This window comes from Bradyrhizobium sp. URHC0002, assembly GCF_054059515.1.
This window is the reverse complement of record NZ_JBSSCF010000001.1, coordinates 7,084,444-7,109,378: the sequence shown is the minus strand read 5'-3', so window position 1 is coordinate 7,109,378 and position 24,935 is coordinate 7,084,444. Positions and strand designations below refer to the sequence as shown.

General features: G+C 62.1%; 22 protein-coding genes and 1 pseudogene. 9 read left to right on the top strand and 14 right to left on the bottom strand.

Annotation, left to right across the window (positions count from 1 at the left end; genetic code table 11):
- Nucleotides 1-36: 36 nt before the first annotated feature.
- The 7 genes and pseudogenes from ACVWVY_RS34695 to ACVWVY_RS34665 form a co-directional block, all read right to left on the bottom strand.
- A complete protein-coding gene (locus ACVWVY_RS34695; protein WP_456630603.1) occupies nt 37-1,050 on the bottom strand; it encodes a Bug family tripartite tricarboxylate transporter substrate binding protein in 1,014 nt (337 codons plus the stop codon).
- A gap of 490 nt (nt 1,051-1,540) precedes the next feature.
- On the bottom strand, nt 1,541-1,678 hold the full coding sequence (locus tag ACVWVY_RS34690) for a hypothetical protein (RefSeq protein ID WP_456630602.1): 138 nt from the start codon (nt 1,676-1,678) through the stop codon (nt 1,541-1,543).
- A gap of 202 nt (nt 1,679-1,880) precedes the next feature.
- A pseudogene (locus tag ACVWVY_RS34685) lies at nt 1,881-2,117 on the bottom strand (formyl-CoA transferase); the annotation flags it as partial.
- An 8-nt stretch (nt 2,118-2,125) separates the two neighbouring features.
- The gene (locus ACVWVY_RS34680) at nt 2,126-2,866 is read right to left on the bottom strand and encodes a hypothetical protein (RefSeq protein ID WP_456630601.1); all 741 of its coding nucleotides are present in this window, start codon (nt 2,864-2,866) and stop codon (nt 2,126-2,128) included.
- A 420-nt stretch (nt 2,867-3,286) separates the two neighbouring features.
- Nucleotides 3,287-4,564: a formyl-CoA transferase gene (frc, locus tag ACVWVY_RS34675; RefSeq protein WP_456630600.1), complete on the bottom strand. Its 1,278-nt coding sequence runs from the start codon at nt 4,562-4,564 to the stop codon at nt 3,287-3,289.
- A gap of 63 nt (nt 4,565-4,627) precedes the next feature.
- On the bottom strand, nt 4,628-6,358 hold the full coding sequence (oxc, locus tag ACVWVY_RS34670; RefSeq protein WP_456630599.1) for an oxalyl-CoA decarboxylase: 1,731 nt from the start codon (nt 6,356-6,358) through the stop codon (nt 4,628-4,630).
- Nucleotides 6,359-6,423: 65 nt separating this feature from the next.
- Nucleotides 6,424-7,119 (bottom strand): GntR family transcriptional regulator, encoded by a 696-nt coding sequence (locus tag ACVWVY_RS34665; RefSeq protein WP_456630598.1) that lies wholly within the window; start codon nt 7,117-7,119, stop codon nt 6,424-6,426.
- Nucleotides 7,120-7,338: 219 nt separating this feature from the next.
- Between ACVWVY_RS34665 and ACVWVY_RS34660 the strand changes: the two genes are divergently transcribed.
- From ACVWVY_RS34660 to ACVWVY_RS34650, 3 genes are all read left to right on the top strand, one after another.
- On the top strand, nt 7,339-9,504 hold the full coding sequence (locus ACVWVY_RS34660; RefSeq protein WP_456630597.1) for an acetate--CoA ligase family protein: 2,166 nt from the start codon (nt 7,339-7,341) through the stop codon (nt 9,502-9,504).
- Nucleotides 9,505-9,608: 104 nt separating this feature from the next.
- Nucleotides 9,609-10,457, top strand: coding sequence for an IclR family transcriptional regulator (locus ACVWVY_RS34655; protein ID WP_456630596.1), 849 nt, complete (start codon nt 9,609-9,611; stop codon nt 10,455-10,457).
- A 129-nt stretch (nt 10,458-10,586) separates the two neighbouring features.
- Nucleotides 10,587-11,351 (top strand): NYN domain-containing protein, encoded by a 765-nt coding sequence (locus tag ACVWVY_RS34650; RefSeq protein ID WP_456630595.1) that lies wholly within the window; start codon nt 10,587-10,589, stop codon nt 11,349-11,351.
- Nucleotides 11,352-11,372: 21 nt separating this feature from the next.
- Here the strand turns inward: ACVWVY_RS34650 and ACVWVY_RS34645 are convergent, their stop codons facing one another.
- From ACVWVY_RS34645 to ACVWVY_RS34635, 3 genes are all read right to left on the bottom strand, one after another.
- On the bottom strand, nt 11,373-12,533 hold the full coding sequence (locus ACVWVY_RS34645; RefSeq protein ID WP_456630594.1) for an acyl-CoA dehydrogenase family protein: 1,161 nt from the start codon (nt 12,531-12,533) through the stop codon (nt 11,373-11,375).
- A gap of 331 nt (nt 12,534-12,864) precedes the next feature.
- A complete protein-coding gene (locus ACVWVY_RS34640) occupies nt 12,865-14,667 on the bottom strand; it encodes an NAD(P)/FAD-dependent oxidoreductase (RefSeq protein ID WP_456630593.1) in 1,803 nt (600 codons plus the stop codon).
- Between the two features lie 119 nt (nt 14,668-14,786).
- Nucleotides 14,787-15,428 carry a tyrosine-type recombinase/integrase gene (locus ACVWVY_RS34635; RefSeq protein WP_456630592.1) on the bottom strand — a complete coding sequence of 214 codons (642 nt, stop codon included), beginning with the start codon at nt 15,426-15,428 and terminating at the stop codon, nt 14,787-14,789.
- A gap of 35 nt (nt 15,429-15,463) precedes the next feature.
- Between ACVWVY_RS34635 and ACVWVY_RS34630 the strand changes: the two genes are divergently transcribed.
- A complete protein-coding gene (locus ACVWVY_RS34630; RefSeq protein ID WP_456630591.1) occupies nt 15,464-16,441 on the top strand; it encodes a Bug family tripartite tricarboxylate transporter substrate binding protein in 978 nt (325 codons plus the stop codon).
- A gap of 112 nt (nt 16,442-16,553) precedes the next feature.
- A complete protein-coding gene (locus ACVWVY_RS34625; RefSeq protein ID WP_456630590.1) occupies nt 16,554-17,615 on the top strand; it encodes a ketopantoate reductase family protein in 1,062 nt (353 codons plus the stop codon).
- Nucleotides 17,616-17,672: 57 nt separating this feature from the next.
- Here the strand turns inward: ACVWVY_RS34625 and tenA are convergent, their stop codons facing one another.
- On the bottom strand, nt 17,673-18,341 hold the full coding sequence (tenA, locus tag ACVWVY_RS34620) for a thiaminase II (protein ID WP_456630589.1): 669 nt from the start codon (nt 18,339-18,341) through the stop codon (nt 17,673-17,675).
- Between the two features lie 41 nt (nt 18,342-18,382).
- A complete protein-coding gene (locus tag ACVWVY_RS34615; protein ID WP_456630588.1) occupies nt 18,383-19,345 on the bottom strand; it encodes an aldolase/citrate lyase family protein in 963 nt (320 codons plus the stop codon).
- 250 nt (nt 19,346-19,595) lie between these two features.
- On the opposite strand from ACVWVY_RS34615, the gene gcl reads away from it, so the two are divergent.
- The 4 genes from gcl to ACVWVY_RS34595 all read left to right on the top strand — a co-directional run bounded on the left by gcl (nt 19,596) and on the right by ACVWVY_RS34595 (nt 23,826).
- Nucleotides 19,596-21,395, top strand: a complete 1,800-nt coding sequence (gene gcl / locus ACVWVY_RS34610; RefSeq protein ID WP_456630587.1) for a glyoxylate carboligase — start codon at nt 19,596-19,598, stop codon at nt 21,393-21,395.
- A gap of 189 nt (nt 21,396-21,584) precedes the next feature.
- Nucleotides 21,585-22,370 (top strand): hydroxypyruvate isomerase, encoded by a 786-nt coding sequence (hyi, locus tag ACVWVY_RS34605; protein WP_456630586.1) that lies wholly within the window; start codon nt 21,585-21,587, stop codon nt 22,368-22,370.
- A 34-nt stretch (nt 22,371-22,404) separates the two neighbouring features.
- Nucleotides 22,405-23,292, top strand: a complete 888-nt coding sequence (locus tag ACVWVY_RS34600; RefSeq protein WP_456630585.1) for a 2-hydroxy-3-oxopropionate reductase — start codon at nt 22,405-22,407, stop codon at nt 23,290-23,292.
- Between the two features lie 150 nt (nt 23,293-23,442).
- Entirely contained in the window at nt 23,443-23,826 is a 384-nt protein-coding gene (locus ACVWVY_RS34595) for a DUF1236 domain-containing protein (RefSeq protein ID WP_456630584.1), read from the top strand.
- 67 nt (nt 23,827-23,893) lie between these two features.
- On the opposite strand, the gene ACVWVY_RS34590 is transcribed toward ACVWVY_RS34595, so the two are convergent.
- Together ACVWVY_RS34590 and ACVWVY_RS34585 are read right to left on the bottom strand one after the other, a co-directional pair.
- Nucleotides 23,894-24,247 carry a VanZ family protein gene (locus ACVWVY_RS34590; protein WP_456630583.1) on the bottom strand — a complete coding sequence of 118 codons (354 nt, stop codon included), beginning with the start codon at nt 24,245-24,247 and terminating at the stop codon, nt 23,894-23,896.
- A 75-nt stretch (nt 24,248-24,322) separates the two neighbouring features.
- The gene (locus ACVWVY_RS34585) at nt 24,323-24,931 is read right to left on the bottom strand and encodes a thiamine pyrophosphate-dependent enzyme (protein ID WP_456630582.1); all 609 of its coding nucleotides are present in this window, start codon (nt 24,929-24,931) and stop codon (nt 24,323-24,325) included.
- Nucleotides 24,932-24,935 lie beyond the last annotated feature (4 nt).

Here is a 24,935-nt window from a genome sequence, read left to right as displayed (position 1 = left end):
ATGCTGCGGTTCCGGTTTGCGGGTTCAACCAGTCGATCAGTTTCCCGCCGTGGCGAGGAAGCCGGCATCCTTCATCAGGACCTCGTGACGCTTCTCCTCGACCTCGACCCACTTGGCATAGTCAGCCCCGGTCAGGAAGGTCGTGTTGAAAGCGCCGCTCTTCATGAAGTCCTGCCATTCGGGCGTGGCGCGGACCTTCTTGAACAGCTCGATGTAATATTCGACCTGGTCCTTGGTGGCCCTCGGCGACATGAAGATACCGCGCAGCATCAGATATTCGATGTCGAGACCCTGCGACTTGCAGGTGGGAATGTCCTTCCAGCTCTTGCCGTCGGCGACTTGCTCGTCATAGGCCATCGGTTGCGCGTCGAACACGCAGAGCGGACGCAGCTTGCCGCCGCGCCATTGCGCGACCGCCTCGATCGGATTGTTGACGGTCGAGTCGACGTGGTTGCCGACCAGCTGAACGGCGACTTCACCGCCGCCCTTGTAGGGAATGTAGGTGAACTTGGCGCCGGTGGCCTTTTCGACCGCGACGGTGATGATCTGGTCTTCCTGCTTCGAGCCGGTACCACCCATCTTGATGCTGCCCGGAGCAGCCGTCTTCACCGCATCGACATACTCTTTCGCCGTCTTGAACGGCTGCTCGGCGTTGACCCAGAGCACGAACTCGTCGAGCGCCAGCATCGCCACCGGGGTGAGATCCTTCCAGTTGAACGGGATGCCGGTCGCAAGAGGGGTGGTGAAGAGGTTGGACAGCGTGATGATGATCTTGTGCGGGTTGCCGCCCGCTCCCTTGAGGTCGAGGAAGCCTTCGCCGCCGGCGCCGCCCGACTTGTTGATGACGACCATCGGCTGCTTCATCAGATTATGCTTGGTGACGATGCCCTGGATCGTCCGCGCCATCTGATCGGCGCCGCCGCCGGTGCCGGCAGGAACGATGAACTCGACGGGCCGCACCGGTTCCCATGCGGCGGCTGCGGGGACAGAAATCCCGACCGCGCACAAGGCAATGATTGCGCCCCACGCCGTTTGTGCTTTGTGTTTCATTTGATTCTCTCCCGTCGATTTATGGTTGCACCGGTCTCTGCCGGCTTCCCAATGTTGTATTTACTGCCGCGGCGGCTGTCTTCTCCGATCGGTCACAGGTTGGAATTGTAAAAGGGGCCCGTCGGCGCGGCATCCGCTCCTTTCGGCCAATTGCGAATTTGCCATACACAGCAAAGGGAAGTCATGGGATGCACCCATGTTCCATCCCCGATCGGCTGCCTGTCCCGGTAACGCAAGGCCGTCCCCCCCCAGTGCGCCCCTTTTTCATTCAAGAGCGCGATGGCCTCATTTTTGTATGCGATATGCCAGGACGCAAACCCATAGTTGCCGTGGATTGCCGTTCGGGCTGATTTGTCGCAGACGTTGGTAAAGCCGGCGGCCTGGCGCAAACAAAAAAATGGCCCCGGAAACCGGGGCCATGGATCCAATCAGCGAAGGCTGAGGTCGGTCGTCTGATCGCGCCTGTGCGCAGAAACGCTTATTTTCAGGCTCAGAGACCGAAACGGGGGAGGTCGCCGTTGCGGACGGCAATGCGGCTGCTGGCGGTCAGCAGGCGGTCGATGGAGGCCATCAGACGGCTGAACAGGGTGCTGGAGGGCAGGAGGCCGATGGATGCAGTCTTGGACATGTTTGTCCCCTTTTCTTGGTGCGGAACCATTCCGCTTCGTGATCTGGGGGTAATTTACGTATACCAGATACCAGCCACAACAGGCTTGTTTGCATAGCAGCAATTGGCAGTTTGCATTGCAGCAAAATTAACGAAAGTGGCATTCCAGACAGCAAAAGGCCGCCGGAAACCGGCGGCCTTGGCATTTCAGATGACAAGGGGCCTATTCGGCCGCCTGCTTGCGCGGCGGCTCGAGGGCGCCGGAATCGTGGATCTCGGCGACCTGGTGGTCGGAGAAGCCGAGCACCTGGCGCAGGATTTCGTCGGTGTGCTCGCCGAGCAGCGGCGAACGCGTCACATCGCTCAGTGAGTCCGACAGCTTGATCGGATTGTCGACCGAGATGTACTTGCCGCGGGTCGGATGTTCGACTTCGACCACGGTGCCGGTGGCGCGCAGCGAAGGTCGCGCTACTCGCAGCCAGCGACGCGCTTGACCGCCTTCCTGTACTTCAGATGAAGCGAGCTGTTAGCCTCATCCGAAGGAGCGTTACGACCCAGGATGCGATCTGAGTCCAGGCATGTTTGGAGGTCAAGCTGGACGTGCGAGCAGGACCCCAAGGCGTTCTTTTCGGCCTCTTCCTTCGACGCTCCAAATCCAACAAAAGTCTGTACACGACCGGCCTCGGTGTCACCCGGCGATACAAGAGTGATTTCCGAAATGTAATAGGACGAGCACGAGGCAGCGGTCGCCTCGGCAGGACCAAAAAGCATCCCAAGTACGAGCACCATTTGCGCGGTAGCCTTCATAACTGCTCTCTGTTGTCTTGCCTTCTCCGGACGTGGAGGAATTTCTTCTTTCCTTTTCGGTGATCGAGCGATACGCCGAACCGCCCCGGCTATCCGTTGGAGGAACGGTGTGAAATCGGGGATGTCTGTCATCGCTACGAGTAAGGCGGCTATCCAAAAGAGATTTCCGGGAGTGAACATCGCGAGCAAGCAGAGCGTCGCAACGACTTCGTATTTGGCCTTCTGTTCCTGCGGTACTATTTTCGCAGGCAAATAGAGAAGTCGGAACATCAGGACCCCCATTGTTACGGTGAACAACAATAGGAAGAGCCCGGTGAACACCGTGAGCGTGTCGATTTGTCCGGGCTCTGTGATGAACCAAGGCAAATGCGTGGGGATTGCAGGATGCTGCGTTTCGATCATCCTTCCCTTCCGGTCCGTTCACCGGGTGAAGGCGAGCGCTGATGATGCGGGGAACTATTGACCTAGATCAAGCAGACGACCTTTATCTCCGATGCCGGCCAAATTTGGAGGCCGTCTCGGTTGGCGGCGTTTTTCATTTCAGACGTCGCCAGTGGCCCTTAGGCGACCTGCAGCTAGCAACCGCCAAGGTCAGCTTTCACGAGGAGAGCAGACCAAAGCCCTGCAAATGCAGAAAAATAGCAAGGGGAGTCTGCGGGGGCGTCTGTTGCGGGTCCGCGCGACCAACAGCTGAAAGCATTCAGAACTCACTCGCCAGCGGGAGAGCTGCAGCAAGCAGCCGCCGAACCGCTTCGGCCTTCACCCACTCCAATAAAAAGGCCGCCGAAACCGGCGGCCTTTGGTGCTGTTCGGTGGCGTCGCTTATTCGGCCGCCTGCTTCCGCGGCGGGGCGAGCGCGCCGGAATCGTGGATCTCGGCGACCTGGTGGTCGGAGAAGCCGAGCACCTGGCGCAGGATTTCGTCGGTGTGCTCGCCGAGCAGCGGCGAACGCGTCACATCGCTCGGTGAGTCCGACAGCTTGATCGGATTGCCGACCGAGATGTACTTGCCGCGGGTCGGATGATCGACCTCGACCACGGTGCCGGTGGCGCGCAGCGACTGGTCCTCGATGATTTCCTTCATCGACAGGATCGGGCCGCAGGGGATGTCGTCCTTGTTGAGGATTTCCATCGCCTCGAATTTTGTCTTCGTCATCGTCCACTGCTCGACGCGCGCGAAGATCTCGTTGAGGCGCGACAGCCGGGCCGGCGGCTTGGCGTAGTCGGGATGGGTCTTCCAGCCGGGTTCGCCGATCACATCGCAGATCTTCTCCCAGACCGGCGCCTGGGTGATGAAATAGAGGTAGGCGTTGGGATCGGTCTCCCAGCCCTTGCACTTGACGATGCGGCCGGGCTGGCCGCCACCGGAATCGTTGCCGGCGCGCGGCACGGCATCGCCGAACGGAATGCCTTCGCCGTACTGGCTGTATTCCTTCAGGGGGCCGTGGGCGAGGCGCTGCTGGTCGCGCAGTTTGACGCGCGCGAGGTTGAGCACGCCGTCCTGCATCGCCGCGGTCACCTTCTGGCCCTGGCCGGTCATGGTGCGCTGGTAGAGCGCGGTGACGATGCCGAGCGCGAGATGAAGGCCGGTGCCGCTGTCGCCGATCTGCGCGCCGGTGACGAGCGGCAGCCCGTCGCGGAAGCCGGTGGTCGAGGCCGCGCCGCCGGTGCACTGGGCGACGTTCTCATAGACCTTGCAGTCCTCGTACGGTCCGGGGCCAAAACCCTTGATCGAGGCCACGATCATCTTCGGGTTGATGGCGTGGATTTTCTCCCAGGGGAAGCCCATGCGGTCGAGCACGCCGGGGCCGAAATTTTCCACCAGCACGTCGCAGCTCTTGATCAGCGCGGTGAGGACTTCCTTGCCCTTGGGGTTCTTGGTGTCGAGCGTGATCGAACGCTTGTTGTGGTTCAGCATGGTGAAATACAGGCTGTCCACATTGGGAATGTCCTGCAACTGGCCACGCGTGATGTCGCCGACGCCGGGGCGCTCGACCTTGATCACGTCGGCGCCGAACCAGGCCAGCAATTGCGTGCAGGTCGGACCCGACTGAACGTGGGTGAAATCAAGAATACGAACGCCCTCGAGCGCCTTTGTCATCGTGTTTGCTCCGTACTGTGTCTGTCTGCCTTGCGCGTGCAGGATGAAATGGGTTGAAGTCGGTTATTTCTTCTTCAGGACGCTTTGCGGATTGAGGTTGCCGATACGGCCGCTCTCGGAACCGGCCGCCGGATCGATCACGGCGTTGATCAGCGTCGGCTTGCCGGAATCCATCGCGGCGTTGACGGCGCGTTTCAATTCGTCGGGCGAGGTGGCGTTGATGCCGACGCCGCCGAACGCTTCCATCATCTTGTCGTAGCGCGAGCCCTTGACGAACACGGTGGTCGCCGGATCCGAACTTGCGCCATTGACGTCGGTGCCGCGATAGATGCCATCATTGTTGAAGATGACGATGCAGACCGGAAGCTGGTAGCGGCAGATGGTCTCGACTTCCATGCCCGAAAAGCCGAAGGCCGAGTCGCCCTCGACCGCGAGCACCGGATTTCCGGTTTCGACGGCGGCTGCGATCGAATAGCCCATGCCGATGCCCATGACGCCCCAGGTGCCGACGTCGATGCGCTTGCGCGGCTTGTACATGTCGATCACGCCGCGGGCGAGGTCGAGCGTGTTGGCGCCTTCGTTGACGAAGATCGCGTCCGGCCGCTCCTTGACGATGGTGCGCAGCACGCCGAGCGCGCCGTGATAATCCATCGGCGAGGCGTTGCTCATCAGCTTCGGCGCCATCTTGGCGACGTTCTCGTCACGTTTCTTGGAAACCGTGCTGAGCCAGTCGGCCGGCGCGGCCGACCAGTTGCCGCCCATGCCCGCGAGCAGGGCTGAGACGCAGGAGCCGATATCGCCGACCACGGGGGCCACGATCTCGACGTTGGAATCCATTTCCTTCGGCTCGATGTCGATCTGGATGAATTTCTTGGGGTTTTCGCCCCAGGTCTTGCCCTTGCCGTGCGACAGCAGCCAGTTGAGGCGGGCGCCGATCAGCATCACGACGTCGGCGTCCTTCAGCACGGTGGAGCGCGCAGCTCCCGCCGATTGCGCATGCGTGTCGGGCAGGAGGCCCTTGGCCATGCTCATCTGCAGGAACGGGGCGCCGGACTTTTCGACGAAGGCGCGGATCTCGTCGTCGGCCTGCGCATAGGCCGCGCCCTTGCCGAGGATGATGAGGGGGCGCTTCGCAGCCTTGAGCACGTCGAGCGCGCGCTTGACGGCTGACGGGGCGGGGATCTGGGCGGGCGCTGCGTCGATCACCTTCACCAGCGACTTCGCGCCGGCAGCCGCATCGATCACCTGGCCGAAAAGCTTTGCGGGCAGGTCGAGATAGACGCCGCCCGGGCGGCCGGAGACGGCGGCACGGATCGCGCGCGCCAGGCCGATGCCGATGTCGGCGGCGTGCAGGACGCGGAAGGCCGCCTTGCAGAGCGGCTTGGCGACCGCGAGCTGGTCCATTTCTTCATAGTCGCCCTGCTGCAGGTCGACGATCTCGCGTTCGGAAGAGCCCGAGATCAGGATCATCGGGAAGCAGTTGGTGGTGGCGTGGGCCAGTGCCGTGAGGCCGTTGAGAAAGCCGGGCGCCGAAACGGTGAGGCAGACGCCCGGTTTCTTGGTCAAATAGCCGGCGATCGAGGCGGCGTAGCCGGCATTCTGTTCGTGGCGGAACGAGAGCACGCGAATGCCCTCGGCCTGCATCATGCGTCCAAGATCCGTGATCGGGATGCCCGGCACACCATAGATGGTGTTGATGCCGTTGAGCTTGAGCGCATCGATGACGAGATGAAAGCCATCCGTCAGTTCCTGCTCGGTGCCCGGTGCTTCGGACTTGGTCGCGGTATTCAGCATGGGCTCATCTCCCTGATCGTTTTGGTTCGGACGATTTTTCGTCGTCTTCTGCTGCGAAGTGGCGTCTAGTTGAACAGTTCCTGCCCGTGCGCTTCGACGTAGGCGGCAAGGCCCAGCGTGTGATCGCGCGCGCGTTTCTCGGCGAGTTCGGTGTCGCGTGCTTCCAGCGCCTCGATGATCGCCAGATGCTCGGGCAGGGAGGTCGCGGTGCGATCCTTCCGTCCGATGGTCAATTGCCGGTAGCCGCGCACGTGCAGCAGGATGTCGTTGGTCATGTCGACCAGCACCGGCGATTCCGACAGCGAGATCAGCGCCTGATGGAACGCGATATTGGCCTTGGAGTATTCCTCGACATGGTCCTGCGGCAGGCGGTCCTTGCCGAAATCCTTGAAGAAATCGCGCAGCGCCGTGATGTCCTTCTTGCGCGCCGTGTTGGTAATCAGGCGCGCGGCCATGCTCTCGAGCGCGGCCCAGGCGCGGATCATGTCGACGATCTCGGTCTTGGTGCGGCGGACCACGACGATGCCGCGACGCGGCACGGTTTTGACGAAGCCATCCTGCTCCAGCATCGCGATGGCTTCGCGAATAGGGGTGCGGCTGACGCCGAGGCGTTCGGACAGCGCGCGCTCGTCGAGCATCACCTGCTCGGGCGTCGCATAGATGTCCATCTTGAGAATAGCTTCCTTCAAGGCTTCATAGGCCTTGTTCTTGAAGCTCGTCTCAGGAGCAATCCGGACGATTGCGATATCTGCATCAGCCATGACAGGCGGCGCCTTGGTTTGTTTAGGTGCGGGCACGACTCGTCTCCTCCCTGTGTTGGAGACGTCTTCTTAGCAGAAGAAACAGCCTAATATTTTTGGCATACCAAATACCAGGATGTCAAGATGCCCGTGTTTTCGATGTTTCTGCATGATAGTTTGTCTTGACAATCTGATCTCTGGCATACCAAATACCATAAAATTAGCCCCAGGAGGAAGCCAATGTCAAATTCTGCAGATGCGGCCCGCAAGATCGTCGAGCCCAGCGCCCACCAGGCTGTCCGCCGGGTGCTCGATACGGTGAAAGCCGAGAAGCGCACCAGCCTCACCGCGCCGGAAGGCAAGCTGGTGTGCGACGCCTACGGCATTCCGGTTCCGCAGGAAGGCGTGGCGAAGTCCGCGGCCGAGGCCGCCAAGCTCGCGACCGCCATGGGCTTCCCGGTGGTGATGAAAATCGTCTCGCCGGACATCCTCCACAAGACCGAAGCCGGCGGCGTCGTGGTCGGCGTCAAGACCGCGACTGACGCGGAAAAGACCTACGAGACCATTCTCGCCAACGCCAAGAAATACAAGGCTGACGCCAAGATCGAGGGCATCCAGGTCCAGCAGATGCTGGCCGGCGGCACCGAGGTCATCATCGGCTCCATTACCGACGGCTCGTTCGGCAAGCTGGTGGCGTTCGGCCTCGGCGGCGTGCTGGTCGAAGTGCTGAAGGACATCACCTTCCGCCTCGCGCCCGCCACCAAGGACGATGCCCTGTCGATGCTCGACGGCATCCAGGCCCATGACATGCTGAAGGGCGTGCGCGGCGGCGATCCGGTCTCTCGTGACGCGCTGGCCGACATCATCGTCAAGGTGTCGCAGCTCGTCAGTGATTTCCCCGAAATCGTCGAACTCGACCTCAACCCGGTGTTCGCCACCAAGAAGGACGCGATCGCCGCCGACGTGCGCATCGTCGTCGACTTCGAATACAAGCCGCGCCCGGCGCCGCGCCCGACCGAAGAAATCGTCACCGCGATGAACCGCATCATGCAGCCGAAGGGCGTTGCCGTGATCGGCGCCTCCGCCGAGGACGGCAAGATCGGCAACTCCGTGATGAAGAATCTCATCAACGGCGGCTACAAGGGCGAGATCTATCCGATCCACCCCAAGGCCGCCGAGATCCTGGGCTACAAGGCCTACAAGAGCGTCAAGGACGTGCCCGGCGTGATCGACACGGCGGTGTTTGCGATCCCCGCGAAGTTCGTCGCCGGTGCGCTGGTCGAATGCGGCGAGAAGAAAATTCCGGGCGCGGTTCTGATTCCGTCGGGCTTTGCCGAAGCCGGCGCGCCCGAATTGCAGGCCGAGATCGTCGAGGTCGGCAAGAAGTACAACATCCGCCTGATGGGGCCGAACATCTACGGCTTCTATTATACACCGGCCAATCTCTGCGCCACGTTCTGCACCGCCTATGATGTCAAGGGTTCGGCGGCGCTGTCGTCGCAGTCCGGCGGCATCGGCATGGCGATCATCGGCTTCTCGCGCTCGGCCAAGATGGGCGTCTCCGCGATCGTCGGCCTCGGCAACAAGTCCGACATCGACGAGGACGATCTGCTCGCCTTCTTCGAGCAGGATCCGAACACCGCGATCATCGCGCAGCACTGCGAAGACTTGAAAGACGGCCGCGCCTTCGCGGAAGCCGCCAAGCGCGTCTCCAAGAAGAAGCCGGTGGTGGTGCTGAAGGCGGGCCGCACATCGGCCGGTGCGAAGGCGGCCTCGTCGCATACCGGCGCGCTCGCCGGCAACGACAAGATCTACGAGGACGTGTTCGCGCAGTCCGGCGTGATCCGCGCCCGGTCTTTAAGGCAGTTGCTCGAGTTCGCGCGCGGCGTGCCGGTTTTGCCGACGCCGAAGGGCGAGAACATCCTGATCATCACCGGTGCCGGCGGTTCGGGCGTGCTGCTGTCGGATTCGGTTGTGGATAACGGCCTGTCGCTGATGACGATGCCGGCGGACCTCGACGCCGCGTTCCGGAAATTCATTCCGCCATTCGGCGCGGCTGGAAATCCTGTGGATATCACCGGTGGCGAGCCGCCGATCACCTACGTCAACACGGTCAAGCTCGGCCTGTCGGACGATCGCATCCATTCGCTGATCCTCGGCTACTGGCACACCATCGTCACGCCGCCGATGGTGTTCGCCCGCAACATGGTCGAGGTGAAGAAGGAGATGGAGGCGAAAGGCTTCGTGAAGCCGATCGTCGCCTCGCTCGCCGGCGACGTCGAGGTCGAGGAGGCCGCCGAATATCTCTACCAGAACGGCATCCCGGCCTATGCCTATTCGACCGAACTGCCGGTCGAGGTGCTGGGCGCCAAGTACAAGTGGGCGCGCGGCGCGGGCCTGCTCTGAGTCTATCAACAACAAATGCCGCTTCGGACATCCGAAGCGGCATTTTTGTCTGACGAATTGCCGATCTCGCTAGCAGTCTGACTCACGGATGGATGCAGGTCGCGATGAAGAAAGACGTGATCCGCCGCAAGGCCATCGAGCCGAAATCCAGCGCGGACAGCGAGCCCGACGCGCGCGACAGCGGCGTCCAGTCCGTCGATCGCGCGCTCTCGATCATCGAAACGCTGGCGGAAGACGACGAAGGCTATCGGCTGAGCGATCTTGCCATCCGCACCGGGTTGTCGACCTCAACGGTGCATCGCCTGCTGGGGACGCTGGAAAACCGCCGCTTCGTGCAGTTCGACCGCACCGAATCGAAATGGCATGTCGGGGCGCGCGCCTTCACGGTGGGGGCGACGTTTGCCCGCAGGCGTAATTTCTCGGCGCAGGCGGTGCCATACCTGCGCAAGCTGCGCGACCTGACGCGCGAGACCGCCAATCTCGCCGTGGTCGACGACGAATTCATCATCGTGCTGACGCGGATGGAAAGCCGCGAGATCATGCGCTCGCTGACCAAGGTCGGCGGCCGCGTCGCCATGGTGGCCTCCGGTGTCGGCAAGGCGGTGCTGGCGACCTATTCGGATGCTGATGTGAGCGCCATCATCCGCCATCACGGCATGCCGCGATTGACGGAAAAGTCGATCGTGCGGCCGGGTGACCTGTTCAAGGAACTGGAAAGGGTCCGCCGCCAGGGATTTGCCATCGACGACGAGGAGGCCTGTATGGGCCTGCGCTGCATCGCCGCCGTCGTCTACAACGATTGCGCCGAGCCGCTGGCGGCCATTTCCGTTTCGGGCATGACCAGCCGCCTGACCGACGAGCGCCTGCCGATGCTCGGGCAGACGGTGCGCGAGGTCGCCGCGGAATTGACGGTGGCGCTTGGCGGCGTGATGCCGGAAGTGAAATCGGCCTGAGCCGGATTTGCGCCCCGCCAGGGGAAATTAGCTCTGGCGGCGAGAGCCTCGACATCGCTATATCCATCCGTCGCTGTCCACGGCGCGGTTCGAGGGACGATGTCCTCGATTCAACAATTGGGGAAAGTCATGCCTTCCGAAACGCGCTCGCCCCGTCTCGCGGTTCTGATCGACGCTGACAATGCGTCCGCAAAGATTGCGGATGGATTGTTCGAGGAGATTGCAAAAATCGGGGAGGCCAGCGTCCGCCGCATCTACGGCGACTTCTCCAATGCAAGGTCCAAGGGCTGGGCCGACATCCTGTCGAAGCACGCCATCATACCACAGCAGCAGTTCGCCTATACGACTGGAAAGAATGCGTCCGACATAACCCTGGTCATCGACGCGATGGACCTGCTTCACAGCGGCCGGTTCGACGGATTCTGTCTGGTGTCGTCAGACAGCGATTTTACGCGGCTTGCCGCCCGCATCCGGGAGCACGGCGTCGATGTGTTCGGGTTCGGCGAACAGAAGACACCGGAAAGCTTCCGGCAGGCTTGCCGACGATTCGTCTATACCGAGAACCTGCTTGGCGGCACGGCGAACACGCAGGATGCCGCCTCGAGGTCGCAGCCGCTCCAGCCCCCCGATGCAGCCACCCCTATGATCAAGAAGGTCATCGCCCAGATGGAAAGCGAAGACGGGTGGGTCGCTCTCGGGGAAGTCGGAAAACGGCTTACCGACCTCGCCCCCGATTTCGATCCGAGAACCTTCGGCTCCCGCAAGCTGAGCGACCTCGTGCGAAAGACAAATTCTTTCGAGATCGATCAGCCCAAGGGCGGATCCACGCGAATTCGGATCAAGCCTGCCGGATCGCCTCCAAAGACACGAGCTACCCGGAAACCCGTGGGATGAATCGCCGCGCCCGCGCTCCGCTCAATGCTGTTCGGCTTTCCAGTCGCGCTTGATCTTCTTGGCCGGCGACCATTTGTGGACTTCGGTCGGCCCGTCATAGATACGGAAGGCGCGGATCTCGCGGAAAGCCTGCTCGACGATCGTTTCGGTCGAGACGCCGGTACCGCCCATCACCTGCACGCAGCGATCGGCGACCCGCATCAACGCTTCCGACACGGCCACCTTGGCCATCGAACTCTCGGCCGTCCCGAGCGAGCCGGTGTCGAGCACACTTGCGCACCAGTCGATCATCAGTTCCGATTGTTTGAGATCGATTAGGTTCTCCGCGAGCATGAAGCCGACGCCTTCGTGATCGACCAGCGGTTTTCCGAACGCGTGGCGGCGGCAGGCATAGTCGGTGGCGATCTCATTGGCGCGGATGGCGAGGCCCAGCCAGCGCATGCAGTGCGACAAACGCGCCGGGCTGAGGCGGATCTGCGCGTATTTGAAACCATCGCCGGCGGCGCCCAGCATCTGGTCGGCGGAGACGCGAAGGTTCTCGATCTCGATCTCGGCATGCCCGCCCGGCATCGAACTATCGATCGTATCCAGCACGCGCAGCGTGCGGATCGCGGGATCCGGCAGATCGACAAGGAACATGCACGCGCCGTCGTCCGACTTCGCCATGACGATGCCGACCCGGGCGCCTTCGGCTCCGGTGATGAATTTCTTTCGTCCGTTGATGACCCAGTGATTGCCGTCGAGCCTGCACGTGGTCTGCATCATCGAGGGATCGGAGCCTGCGCCGCCCGCGTCTGCCGGCTCGGTCATGAAGAACGCCGAACGCGCTCGGCCCGACACCAGCGGCTCCAGGAAGCGCACCTTCTGTTCGGCGCTTCCGACCTTGCCGAGCAGATACATATTGCCCTCATCGGGCGCCATCGTGTTGCAGGCAAGCGGCCCCAGGGGTGAGAGGCCGGACCTTATCAAGGCGATCGCAGTCTCACGCTGCGTGAAATGCGATCCATCTGGCAGAATGTGCGGCGTGAGCACACCGGCCTTGCGCGCCTTGTCGCGCAGTTCCTGCACGAGGTCGTCGCTCGGCCCGTGCGGACCCGTCCGCGGATCCTTCTCGTAGGGGATCACCTCGGCGCGGATAAAAGTCTCGATCTTCGCGGCGATGGCGTCGGCTCGATCAGTCATGGATGCGGATACTCCGGTCGGTTTCCGCCTCGGCGGGTCTTGGTGTTTCGGTTACGTACGCCCGATCACGGCGCGCCAGAATGCCGCCATCCATTGACGGAGTTGGTCATATAGGCGGATGGATCGGACACGAGCAACAGGGCAGTTGGTAGTGAGCCTCGGGGAGGGCTGCCGAGTAGCGGCTCTCACCCTTTTTGCACTCCGAGGATCGCCGTATAACCGAGATCTGAAGGCGGAAGTTTCGGCTCAACGGCCGCTTCTGGCGGCGAAGCGGACATCAGGCAAGACGCCGATTTTAGTTAGGTGCCGTCTCCGGATCATGCTCAAGCAATCAGCTCAGATGGTGGGCCTTCTGGAGACTGTAAACCGGTGTGGGAATGCCTTCCATTCGCGCTTTCAACTGGAGGGACAGAAACTGGGAGTAGTGGCGTGACTGGTGCAGGTTACCGCCATGGAACCAAAGTCCCTCCTGCTGCGTCGGCTTCCACATATTTCGCTGTTCGCCTTCCCATGGGCCCGGGTCTTTGGTCGTATTCGAGCCTAGTCCCCAAACCTTACCCACCTTGTCCGCAACTTCCCTGGAGATCAGGTCCGCGGCGAAGCCGTTCATCGAACCGTAGCCGGTGGCATAAACGACGAGATCTGCCGGCAGCTCGGTCCCGTCGGTCAAGATGACGGAATGTTCCGTGAGCTTTTTGACATCGACCCCGCTCTTCAGCTTGATGCTGCCATTGGCTACCAATTCCGAAGCACCAACGTCGATGTAGTATCCGGATCCACGCCGCAGGTATTTCATGAACAAACCGGAATCGTCGTCACCATAATCGAGCAGGAAGCCTGCCTTCTCGAGACGTTTGTAGTAATCGGCATCGCGTTCCCTGATCGCGTTATAAACCGGGATCTGAAACTCGTGCAGAATCTTGTAAGGCAGTGAAGCAAAAATCAGGTCGGCTTTGGCCGTCGTCATTCCAGACTGGACCGCCTGTTCGGAGTAAAGCGAGGCCAATCCGAGCTCCATCAGCGAGTCCGACTTCACAACATGGGTCGTCGAGCGCTGAACCATGGTAACGTCCGCTCCGGCTTCCCAAAGTGCGGCACAAATATCATGGGCGGAATTGTTCGAGCCGATCACAACGGCTTTCTTGTCTTTGTATTTGTCTGGTCCCGGATGCTGCGATGAATGGTGCTGATCGCCCTTGAAAAAGTCCATGCCTTCGAATTTCGGTATGTTGGGCTTGGCTGACATCCCCGTCGCAAGTACGAGCTGTTTAGGCTTGAGGACGACTTCCTTGCCGTCGCGCTGAACGACAACGGTCCATTCGCGGCTTTTCTGGTCGTAAGATGCCTTCTTGCATTCGGTGGCGCCCCAGTAGTTGAGCTCCATCACCTTTGTATACATTTCGAGCCAGTCCCCGATCTTGTCCTTCGGTGAGAAAACCGGCCAGTTCCGGGGAAACGGCAGATAGGGCAGATGATCGTACCAAACCGGATCATGCAGACAGAGCGACTTGTAACGTTTGCGCCAGCTGTCGCCAGGTCTTTCATTTTTTTCGACGATGATCGTCGGCACATTAAGCTGGCGCAGACGGGCTCCGAGCGCGATGCCGCCCTGACCGCCACCAACAATGACGCAATAGGGCTGACGCGAGTAGCCGAGTTCGGCAGCTTCGGCCTCGCGCTCTTCCTTCCATGTCTTTCGATTGCGTTCGGCGCCGTGTTTCGCTCCCATCGGACGGTCGAAGCCCAATGGCTCTTCGTGTCCCTTGAGTTCGCTCATGGTCGTCAGCAACGTCCAGATCCGACCGTCTTTCAGGCGCATGTGGCCAAAGCCACGCGCGACCTCCGTTTCGAATTGTATCCAGCTCTCTATAACTCCATCTGTTTCGGAAGCGTCCTCTCCGTCCGCAATCTTCCAGTTCGACGGCTTCGTATCGGCGAGCCGCGCCTTGAGCATGTCGCGAACCTGTTCCTTGCCCTCCATTGTTTTGATGTTCCAGGTGAAGGTAACGAGGTCGCGCCAGTAGCAGTCCGTCTGGAAGAGATCGACGGCGCGTTCCACCTCGCCAGCGGACAGCGCTTTGTCGAGCGCGCTGAGCAGATCAGACACTTTTCCGTCCGGGGCTTTGTCGAGCATGATGTCCTCCCTTGTGCCGATGGCAGAGCTGCGCTCTTTTCTCGTTCCGGCGAACTGAAGCCGAGGCGCCGACGAAAGCGATGAGCTCGCGCGGTGTCATTCGGTCTTTCAGGACGGATCTAAATTCTAGCACTTTGCGGCGAAGAGGCGAGGGAGAAACAGCCAGTCGGGTTAAAATGCGGCCGGCAATCGGATTGGGTCCAACACCTGATTTTCAGGGAACGTCCGGTTTTTGTCGCGCAAGCGACCGCCGGGGATAAGTGATGACTAGAGCTCGATTTGCTTGCAATGTGTAGAGCATCGCCAACCTCGATCCCGAGATAACGGACGGTGCTCTCCGGTTTTGTATGACCGAGTAGAAGCTGGACTGCACGAAGGTTGCCAGTCTTGCGATAGATTTGAGTAACCTTCGTCCCCGCCATCGAATGGGTACCATAGGAGATCGATTTCAGATCGACGCTGTCAACCCAGCGATGCACCTGCGGGGAATATTGTCGGGTGGATAGGTGAGGGCGTGCATGAAGTCGGCTCGGGAAGAGATATCGAGACCAGTCGCGCGGAGAATTCGTAACCAGACTTCGAGGGAAGCCCTCGTCTGCTCCGTAATCTCGAACTGCACTGGTCGCCCCGTCTTCTTTTGGACGACTGTCGCTCTGTCCCGGACCCGACGTCCGCCAAGTGCTATGAGAGGCATCGACCCCTTCCACCGCCTGACTAGAGGGGTGTAGTCTGTTCCCGCGGGGCGTCCGGCTGGATGGCATGTCCGCAACACAGCGCAGACTGTGGAGGGAGGATCATGAAATTTCCCCGCCGCACATTTTTGCATCTGGCCGTGGGCGCTGCTGCGTTGCCGGCCGTGCCTCGTCTTTCGCGCGCGCAAGCCTATCCGTCCCGGCCGGTGCGCATCGTCGTAGGCTTTGCCGCGGGCGGCGCTACCGACATCCAGGCACGCCTGATGGGTCAATGGCTGTCGGAGCGCCTCGGCCAGCAATTCATCGTCGAGAACCGCGCCGGCGCCAGCGGTAACATCGGAACCGAAGCTGTCGCCAAAGCGCCGCCGGATGGCTACACGCTGCTGCAAATCGTGACCCCGCATGCGATCAATGCCGCGCTCTACAGCAATCTCAATTTCGACTTCATCCGGGACATCGCGCCGGTGATCTGCGCCGCGCGGCTGGCCTACGTCGTCGTGGTGCATCCGTCGGTGCCCGCCAGGACGATCCCCGAATTCATCGCCTACGCCAAGGCCAACCCGGGCAAGATCAACTATGGGTCGGCCGGCCCCGGCACCCCGCAAAACATTACGTGCGAACTCTTCAAGATGATGGCGGGCGTGGATTTGGTCCACGTCCCGTATCGCGGCGGCGCGCCTGCGGCCACCGATCTGGTCGCCGGCCATTTGCAGGTGATTTTCAGTCCGGTGTCGGAGTCGATCCAGCACATCCAGGCCGGCAAGCTGCGCGCCCTGGCGGTAACGACCGCGGCGCGTTTGGACGTGTTGCCGGACGTTCCTACGGTGGCGGAGTTCGTGCCTGGTTATGAGGCCAGCGGTTTTGCGGGCATTGGCGTGCCCCGGAACACTCCGGTGGAAATCATCGACAGGCTGAACAAGGAGCTCAATGCCGGCCTTGCCGACAGCAAGGTCAAAGCCCGGATCGTCGAACTGGGCGGCACAGTGCTGGGAGGCACGCCTGCGGAATTCGCAACGATTATCTCTGAGGCTACCGAAAAGTGGGCGAGGGTGATCAAGTTCGCAGGCATCAAGGCTGAATAGGGCAATAGCCACGGGTTCGACGCTTGGCGGGCCCTCCCGATCCGCTAAAGTAACCTCTGCAACGAATGAGCGGACGCTATTCGCCGCCACAAGAAAAATACAGGGGAGAGCCATGGGCCGGAAAATTGCGATCGTCGGGGCAGGGGCCGTCGGCGGCTATGCCGGTGCCCATATGGTGCAGGCGGGCGAGGACGTCACCTTCATCGATCCCTGGCCCGAGCATGTCGAGCATATGCGCAAGCACGGGCTGCGGGTCACCCACGCCATGGACGTTGCGGAGTTCTCGGTGCCGGTGCGCGCGCTCCACGTCACGGATGCGCAGCAGCTCGCCAAGGAGCAGCCGGTCGACGTCGCCTTCGTCTGCATGAAATCCTACGACACGGCGTGGGCCACCATGCTGATCCAGCAATATCTGGCGGCGGACGGTTATGTCGTGTCGCTGCAGAACTGCATGAACGAGGAGACGATTGCCGGCATTGTCGGCTGGGGCAAAACGCTGGGCTGCATTGCCAGCAGCATCACGGTCAACCTGCCGGAGCCCGGCCACATCCATCGCGGCGCCGGCAAGGGCGGGGCGGCGCATACCGTCTTCCGCGCCGGCGAAGTCCACGGCCGCCTCACGCCACGGGCGGAAGAGGTCTGCCGCCTGGTCGGCTATTCCGACAGCGCCAAGGTGACGGACAATCTCTGGGGCGAGCGCTGGTCAAAGCTGGTCGCCAACGTCATGGGCAACGGGCTTTCCGCCTGCACCGGTCTGCCGGGCGCAGAAATTTTGCAAAGCGAGCCGCTGCGCCGCTTCTCCACGCGGCTTGGCAGCGAAGCGATCCGCGTCGGACAGGCGCAGGGCTATCAACTGGAAGAAATCCTGCATCTACCGCCCGACACGATCGCGCGCGCCGGAGAGGGCGACGAGGCGGCGATGCGGACCTGCGACGAGCAACGTTTCAAGGACGGCAAGCGCACTTCAAGCGCGCAGCGCCCCTCGATGGGGCAGGACATGCAGAAGGGCCGAAGGACGGAGATCGAGTTCCTCAACGGCCTGGTGGTGCGCGAAGGCGAGAAGATCGGCATCTCCTGCGCCGCAAATGCCGCGCTGACCGACATCGTCAAGCGCGTGGAGCGCGGCGAGCTGAAGCCGGATCCGCGGCACATCACGGAATTGCGACTGAACTGACCAGCTTTGCGTTACAACGAGGTTCAGCAAGCTTTCCGGCCGGCACTGGGTGACTGTTCAGCGCTTCCCCGCGCGCCATCCCATTTCCCAGAAGTCGGCCTCAAGCCGGGTGGCTTCCTTGAAGATCGCGATCAGCTCTGCCTCGCGGGCCGGCGTGGCATAGAGATCGGCGAGACCTTCGAGGTGCGACCGCGCCTTCGCCGCGACTTCCTGATAGGGGGCCCCGGCATATTCGGCGATCCAGACGCTATAGGGGTTCGTTGCAGCGAGCGCATTGGGCCGCGCGGCAAGCCGCGTCGCAATCTCGGCGTAGCCGATGACGCAAGGAGCGAGCGCCACCTTGAGCGCCAGCAGGTCGCCGCGCATTCCCGCATCGAGCACGTACCGGGTATAGGCCAGCATCTCAGACGCCGGAGCGGCTTGTTCGAGGTCAGTGGCCGACAGGCCCCAGCCGGCGCAGAGTTTTACGTGCAGGTTCATCTCGACGTCGAGAATGGCCGAGATGCCGGCAGCCGCTTCGCGCATGTCGGCGAGGCTCGGCGACTTGTAGACGGCGAGGGCATAGGCGCGGGCAAACTCGATCAGGAACAGGTAATCCTGGACGAGGTAGTGCCGAAACGCCGCCTCGGGAAGCGAGCTGTCCGCCAGCGCCTCCGTGAAGGGGTGCTCGGTATAGGCCCGCCACTCGGCAGATGCTGCGGTCTTCAGTCGCTCGAAAAAACTCATGATCTTTCGTCGGCCTTTCGTTTCAGGGAGTGCGCGCCGGACTATACCGGCAATCTCCGCTTCTGGTGTGCCCGGCCCTTGATGGCGGATGCCTCGCTATGCCCCGCGATCACCCGCACGCCCTCGTCGATCCGGGTGGTGATGTTGTCCGGCGTGCAGCCCTGCAGGAAAGCGACGCCGTTGTGGCGGCAGGCGGCGAGGATACGGTCGCGCGCCGCCTGCATTTCCGGTGGATAGGGCTCGGCCGGAATCGTGCGGTAGCCGAGCGAAAGACTGAGATCACCCGGGCCGATCTCGGCAAATCCAAGCCCCGGCACCGCGAGGATCGCTTCGCAATTGGCGACGCCTTCGGGGCTTTCCAGCTTCACCCCCAGCAGCAGTTCGCCTTTCGGATTGAGCGGCCAGGGATCGCAGCGCTCCAGATATTCCTCGGTCGACAGGCCCCAGATCGGCGCCGCGGTGGTTTCCGATCCGCGCCCCCGCGTGCCGATGCCGAGCAGTTTGCGCCCGGTGGCGTCGGTCCCGCCGTCCTTGGCCCGTATCGCTCCCTCCATCCGCGCCATCGGCGACGGGATCGCGGGATCGACGCCAATCGTGTTGTGCGGATAGCGGCAGGATTCCACGAAGGCGCGCACCGCATCGGCGGTTTCCGCCTGGCAGAGCAGGATGCCATGCACACCGCGGCCGAGGATCTGGCGGAACTGCCAGGCGTTGTAACGCACATGCGCGGCGTCGATGCCATTGACCGGTGCCTCGACGATCACGGTCGGCGTGCGGTGCCCCGACCGTGTCGGCCCGGCATCGACCATGCCGCCCATATACTCGGCAAGGCCGGCCATGTCGAAGCAGCCATGCTCCATGCCGACATTCATGTAGTCGGCCCAGGTGCCGGCATCGATGCGACCTTGCGCATGGGTCAGCACATGGCCGCTGTGCGGGCCGTCATAATAAATTGCCTGATCCTGCTCCAGAAGTTCGACGCAGCGACTGATCCGCTTACCCATGATGTCCGCACCTATGCTTGGGATCGGCATCATAGCGGAGCAATCGACCGGTGCGGAGACCGACCTCAAACACCCCGGCTCGGCTTCAAACGCCCAGCCATCCCCAAGGTTTCACCGTGTGGCCGATCCAACCGACTGATCCGGCATGCTTTTTCGTCGATCATTCCACATCGCGGGAAACAAATTCAGCTTCGTTGAGATCGCCGGTCATTGCCGTGATCATCATGTCCAGCAAACAGCGAGGCGCGACATGGCGAAGATGCGAGCGATCGATGCGGCCGTACGGATCCTGGAAAAGGAAGGCGTGACCATCGCCTTCGGTGTTCCCGGAGCTGCGATCAATCCGTTGTATTCCGCGCTGAAGAAGCGCGGCTCGATCGGCCACATCCTGGCGCGGCATGTCGAGGGCGCTTCGCACATGGCCGAGGGTTATACCCGCGCCAAGGCCGGCAATATCGGCGTCTGCATCGGCACCTCGGGCCCGGCCGGCACCGACATGATCACGGGGCTTTACTCGGCGATCGCGGACTCGATCCCGATCTTGTGCATCACCGGACAGGCGCCGCGGGCACGGCTCTACAAGGAAGACTTTCAGGCCGTCGATATCGAATCGATCGCCAAGCCCGTAACGAAATGGGCGGTCACCGTGCGCGAACCGGCGCTGGTGCCGCGTGTGTTCAGCCAGGCGTTCCACGTCATGCGTTCGGGGCGTCCCGGGCCGGTGCTGATCGACCTGCCGCTCGATGTGCAACTCGCCGAAATTGAATTCGACGACGAGACCTATGAGCCGCTGCCGGTCTACAAGCCTGCCGCCACGCGCAGGCAGATCGAAAAGGCGCTCGAGATGCTCAACGCCGCGGAACGGCCGCTGATCGTGGCGGGCGGCGGCGTCATCAATGCCGATGCGTCCGCGTTACTCGTGCAGTTCGCCGAGGCCGTCAACGTGCCCGTGGTGCCGACGCTGATGGGCTGGGGCGCCATCCCCGACGATCACGTGCTGATGGCGGGCATGGTGGGCCTGCAGACCAGCCACCGCTACGGCAACGCCACCATGCTGCAATCCGACTTCGTGCTCGGGATCGGCAACCGCTGGGCCAACCGGCACACCGGTTCGATCGAGACCTACACCAAGGGGCGCAAGTTTGTGCATGTCGATATCGAGCCGACGCAGATCGGGCGCGTCTTCAATCCCGACTTCGGCATCGTGTCCGACGCCAAGGCGGCGCTCGAACTGTTCGTCACGGTCGCCAAGGAGTGGCGGAAGGCCGGCAAGCTGCGGGAGAGGCAGGCGTGGCCGGCGGCGTGCCAGGACCGCAAGCGCACGATGCTGCGCAAGAGCCATTTCGACGACATGCCGATCAAGCCGCAGCGCGTCTATGAAGAGATGAGCAAGGCGTTCGGGCGCGACACCTGCTATGTCAGCGTGATCGGCCTGTCGCAGATCGCCGGCGCGCAATTCCTCGGCGTCTACGGCCCGCGCAACTGGATCAACGCCGGACAGGCCGGTCCGCTCGGCTGGACACTTCCCGCCGCGCTCGGCGTCCGCGCCGCCGATCCTTCGCGCCAGATCGTGGCGTTGTCGGGCGACTATGATTTCCAGTTCCTGATCGAGGAGCTTGCGGTCGGCGCCCAGTTCAAGCTGCCCTACATCCACGTTGTCGTGAACAACTCCTATCTCGGACTGATCCGCCAGGCGCAGCGTGGCTTCGAGATGGACTATCAGGTGCAGCTCTCGTTCGAGAACATCAACGCGCCCGAACTCGGTGTCTATGGCGTCGATCACGTCGCTGTCGCGGAGGGGCTCGGTTGCAAGGCGATCCGCGTCACCGATCCGAACCATGCGCAGGCGGCGTTCGCGACCGCGCGGGAATGGATGGCCGAATTCAAGGTGCCTGTCGTCGTCGAGTTCATTCTCGAACGGGTGACCAACATCTCGATGGGCACCGAGATCGACAACATCGTCGAATTCGAGGAGGTGCTTGATCTGCCGCTGGACGACACGCCGGCCAAATCGAGCGCGCCGCAGTCCGGCAAGCTGCTGCCGGCGTAATCACGCCGCCTCACGCGCTCCTCATGGTGAGGAGCGCGAAGCGCGTCTCCGGATGATGCTTCGCATCGCCGGGCGAACCATGAAGCCCGTCTGTGGCCTGCATCCTTCGAGACGCCCGCTACGCGGGCTCCTCAGGATGAGGGTTTGAGCGGCGGTGATGCAGTCAGACTAACGCGAGGAGACCAGACCGTGCCAAAATTTGCCGCCAATCTCACCATGCTGTTCGGCGAGCTGCCGTTCCTCGATCGTTTCGCCGCCGCCAAGGCCGCCGGTTTCAGCGGGGTGGAATATCTATTCCCGTATGATTTCGGCAAGGCCGAACTGCGCGAGCAGTTGCACCAGCACGGCCTGACGCAAGTGCTGCACAATCTTCCCGCCGGTAACTGGGGAGCCGGCGAGCGGGGCATCGCCATTTTGCCCGACAGGGTCGAGGAGTTTCGCGACGGCGTCGCGCGCGCCATCGACTACGCCAAGGCGCTCGATTGCCGTCAGCTCAACTGCCTGGTCGGCATCGCGCCCGACGGCGCGGATACGGCCGAGCTGAACGAGGTATTGATCGGCAATCTGCGCTTCGCCGCGGATGCGCTCGCCAGGGAAGGGATCAAGCTCCTGATCGAGCCGATCAATACGATCGATATCCCGGGCTTCTATCTGAACCGGACCGGGCAGGCGCTTCAGCTCATTGCGGACGTACGCTCGAGCAACCTGTTCGTGCAGTACGACATCTACCATATGCAGATTATGGAAGGTGACATTGCGCGCAGCCTGCAAAAGCACTTGGCCCGCATCGCCCATGTCCAGCTGGCCGATAATCCCGGCCGCAACGAGCCGGGCACCGGCGAGATCAACTATCCCTTCCTGTTCCGCCATCTCGACGCTATTGGTTATCGCGGCTGGGTCGGGTGCGAATACAAGCCGAGGACGACGACGGTCGAAGGCCTCGGTTGGCACGCCGCACTGACGGCCGATACTTGAACAAGAAGCAAAAAAGAACAAAGGGGAGTTTGAAATGATCGATATCGGTTTTATCGGCCTCGGCACCATGGGGCGCCCGATGGCCGGCCATCTTCAGGCCGCCGGCCATCGCCTGTTCCTGCACGACGTCGCACCCATCGCATCGGAGCTGGTTGCGGCGGGCGGTGAGGCCTGCAAATCGGGCAAGGAAGTCGCTGAGAAGGCGGACGTCGTCATCATCATGGTGCCTGATACGCCGCATGTCGAAGCGGTGTTGTTCGCCCAGGATGGTGTCGCGGCCGGGCTCTCGAAGGGACAGATCGTCGTCGACATGAGTTCGATCTCGCCGCTTGCCACCAAGGAATTTGCGAAGAAGGTAGAGGCGCTCGGCGCCGATTATCTCGATGCGCCCGTATCCGGCGGCGAAGTCGGCGCCAAGGCGGCAAGCCTGACCATCATGGTGGGCGGGCCGGAGCGCGCGTTCAACACCATGAAGCCGGTGTTCGACAAGATGGGCAAGAACGTCACCCTCGTCGGCGCCAACGGCGACGGGCAGACCACCAAGGTCGCCAACCAGATCATCGTAGCGCTGACGATCGAGGCGGTCGGCGAGGCGCTGTTGTTCGCGTCGAAAGCAGGTGCGGATCCGGCGCTGGTGCGGCAGGCGCTGATGGGCGGCTTTGCATCGTCGCGCATTCTCGAAGTGCATGGCGAGCGCATGGTGAAGCGCAATTTCGAACCGGGCTTCCGTATCGAACTGCACCAGAAGGATCTCAACCTGGCGCTGGAGGGGGCGCGGGCGCTCGGCATTTCCCTCCCGAGCACGGCGGTGGCCCAGCAATTGTTCAGTTCCTGCGCAGCCCATGGCGGCAAGGCGTGGGACCACTCAGGCATGGTGCGCGCGCTGGAGATGATGGCGAACCACCAGGTTGCAAAAGGCTGATCGCTTAAGACTCAATTCTTCTAAGACTGGAACTCCCCTGTGACTGGAACCGCGTCGAATTTCGGCGCGGCTCTTTTTGCCGCCGCATTGGAACGGAACCTCTAATGCCTCCAGTGGTTGAGACACATCGTCAATTCACTGGAGGACATGATGACCAATCGCTTTGCTGTTTCACTGATCGCAGTATCGCTGCTCACTTCAAGCGCCGCGTTTGCCCAGTCCACCACGGTGCAGGGTGCAAACGAAGGCGCGAGGACAGGCGGTGCGGTAGCTGGCCCGGTCGGCGAGGTTGTCGGCGGAACCGTCGGCGCGGCTGTAGGACTTGGCTTGGAAATTCCGAACGCCGTGATCACCGGGCTCCCGCGGGATCGTTCGGTCGTTGTTCGCGAGCGGGTGGTAGTCGGCGAGCCGCTGCCGGAAACGGTCGTGCTGCGGCCGGTGCCGAGCCACGCCGAATATAACTATGCCGTGGTCAATGAGCGCCGTGTGATCGTCGAGCCGCGCACGCGCCGGGTCGTCAAGATCATCGACTAACGAATACGGCGTTTCTGAATGAATCCTCGCGGGGCCCATCGTCCCGCGAGGATTTTTGTGACCGGGGCTAGGGCAGCGAGCGCTGCGTTCGCCTGATCGTCCAGTCCAGCGCCGCGGCGGCCACAAGGCCGAACGATGCGGCCAGCGCGTCGACCAAAAAATCCTCCAGGCGGGCGTGCCGGCCGGGCGCCCACAGTTGCAGGATCTCGACCAGCCCGGTGAAGGCGATGACAAAGATCGCCGTGGGCAACCGGTTGCGTGTGTGCGCCAGTCCCAAAGCCAGTCCCAGCACCACAAAGGCAAGCGCATGCTCGCCGTTCTGTCCCAGGTTGGAGTGGGGCCGCTGTGCCGCCGGCCCGAGCGTGGCGAAGGCGACGGCGGCGGTAAGGCCCCAGGCGAATAGTCGAAGGATGATTGTCATGAGGGTCGCATAGCACGATTTATGTACGGGATACCCCGCGCGCGCGAACGGGTGATGCCTGTGGTTAATTGCCTTTTAGAGAGGTTCCCTTACGCCCATACCGTGCATAAAGCGCTCCCGGATCTGTACGGGATCGCGGCGGGTGGTGCCTGTGCCCGGCTTGTCGTCGATGCGCACGCCGATCAGCGTCGGGCCTGCGGCCGACATCGAAAGTTCGATCAGGCGCTCAAAATCGTCTTCGTCCGCAGCCCAGCTAGAGTTGCTGAGCCCGCTCGCGACCGCAATGGCGACGATGTCGGCGACGGCCGCCCCCGGCGTCGGTTGCGCGCCGGTGATCTGGTAGATGCCGTTGTCCATCACCACCATGGTGAGGTTTTTCGGCGCCAGCGTCGCGATGGTCGAGAGCGAACCCAGTTGCATCAACAGCGAGCCGTCGCCTTCGAGGGCAAATATGCGCCGGTCCGGCTGCGCCAGCGCGACGCCGAGCGCGATCGGGAAGGCGAGGCCCATGCTGCCGAGCATGTAGAAATTCTGCGGCCGGTGGCCGGCGGCCCACAGGTCGAAATTGGTGTTGCCGATGCCGCCGATCACGGCTTCCTCGTTCTTCAATTTCGCGATCAGCCGCGAGGTGAGATCGAAGCGGTTCATGACCTTGGTATTGCGGGCCGGATTGTCGCTGTTCATGAGA

Excerpts from the sequence above, each read along its gene's own strand:
- ACVWVY_RS34615 (WP_456630588.1), bottom strand. The coding sequence starts at position 19,345 with ATGGGTAAGCGGATCAGTCGCTGCGTCGAACTTCTGGAGCAGGATCAG.
- ACVWVY_RS34595 (WP_456630584.1), top strand. The coding sequence starts at position 23,443 with ATGACCAATCGCTTTGCTGTTTCACTGATCGCAGTATCGCTGCTCACT.
- ACVWVY_RS34660 (WP_456630597.1), top strand. The coding sequence starts at position 7,339 with ATGTCAAATTCTGCAGATGCGGCCCGCAAGATCGTCGAGCCCAGCGCC.
- tenA (WP_456630589.1), bottom strand. The coding sequence starts at position 18,341 with ATGAGTTTTTTCGAGCGACTGAAGACCGCAGCATCTGCCGAGTGGCGG.
- gcl (WP_456630587.1), top strand. The coding sequence starts at position 19,596 with ATGGCGAAGATGCGAGCGATCGATGCGGCCGTACGGATCCTGGAAAAG.
- ACVWVY_RS34630 (WP_456630591.1), top strand. The coding sequence starts at position 15,464 with ATGAAATTTCCCCGCCGCACATTTTTGCATCTGGCCGTGGGCGCTGCT.
- frc (WP_456630600.1), bottom strand. The coding sequence starts at position 4,564 with ATGACAAAGGCGCTCGAGGGCGTTCGTATTCTTGATTTCACCCACGTT.
- ACVWVY_RS34695 (WP_456630603.1), bottom strand. The coding sequence starts at position 1,050 with ATGAAACACAAAGCACAAACGGCGTGGGGCGCAATCATTGCCTTGTGC.
- ACVWVY_RS34600 (WP_456630585.1), top strand. The coding sequence starts at position 22,405 with ATGATCGATATCGGTTTTATCGGCCTCGGCACCATGGGGCGCCCGATG.
- ACVWVY_RS34645 (WP_456630594.1), bottom strand. The coding sequence starts at position 12,533 with ATGACTGATCGAGCCGACGCCATCGCCGCGAAGATCGAGACTTTTATC.
- ACVWVY_RS34625 (WP_456630590.1), top strand. The coding sequence starts at position 16,554 with ATGGGCCGGAAAATTGCGATCGTCGGGGCAGGGGCCGTCGGCGGCTAT.
- ACVWVY_RS34650 (WP_456630595.1), top strand. The coding sequence starts at position 10,587 with ATGCCTTCCGAAACGCGCTCGCCCCGTCTCGCGGTTCTGATCGACGCT.
- oxc (WP_456630599.1), bottom strand. The coding sequence starts at position 6,358 with ATGCTGAATACCGCGACCAAGTCCGAAGCACCGGGCACCGAGCAGGAA.
- ACVWVY_RS34665 (WP_456630598.1), bottom strand. The coding sequence starts at position 7,119 with ATGGCTGATGCAGATATCGCAATCGTCCGGATTGCTCCTGAGACGAGC.
- ACVWVY_RS34635 (WP_456630592.1), bottom strand. The coding sequence starts at position 15,428 with ATGCCATCCAGCCGGACGCCCCGCGGGAACAGACTACACCCCTCTAGT.
- ACVWVY_RS34585 (WP_456630582.1), bottom strand. The coding sequence starts at position 24,931 with ATGAACAGCGACAATCCGGCCCGCAATACCAAGGTCATGAACCGCTTC.
- ACVWVY_RS34690 (WP_456630602.1), bottom strand. The coding sequence starts at position 1,678 with ATGTCCAAGACTGCATCCATCGGCCTCCTGCCCTCCAGCACCCTGTTC.
- ACVWVY_RS34640 (WP_456630593.1), bottom strand. The coding sequence starts at position 14,667 with ATGCTCGACAAAGCCCCGGACGGAAAAGTGTCTGATCTGCTCAGCGCG.
- ACVWVY_RS34655 (WP_456630596.1), top strand. The coding sequence starts at position 9,609 with ATGAAGAAAGACGTGATCCGCCGCAAGGCCATCGAGCCGAAATCCAGC.
- ACVWVY_RS34590 (WP_456630583.1), bottom strand. The coding sequence starts at position 24,247 with ATGACAATCATCCTTCGACTATTCGCCTGGGGCCTTACCGCCGCCGTC.
- ACVWVY_RS34680 (WP_456630601.1), bottom strand. The coding sequence starts at position 2,866 with ATGATCGAAACGCAGCATCCTGCAATCCCCACGCATTTGCCTTGGTTC.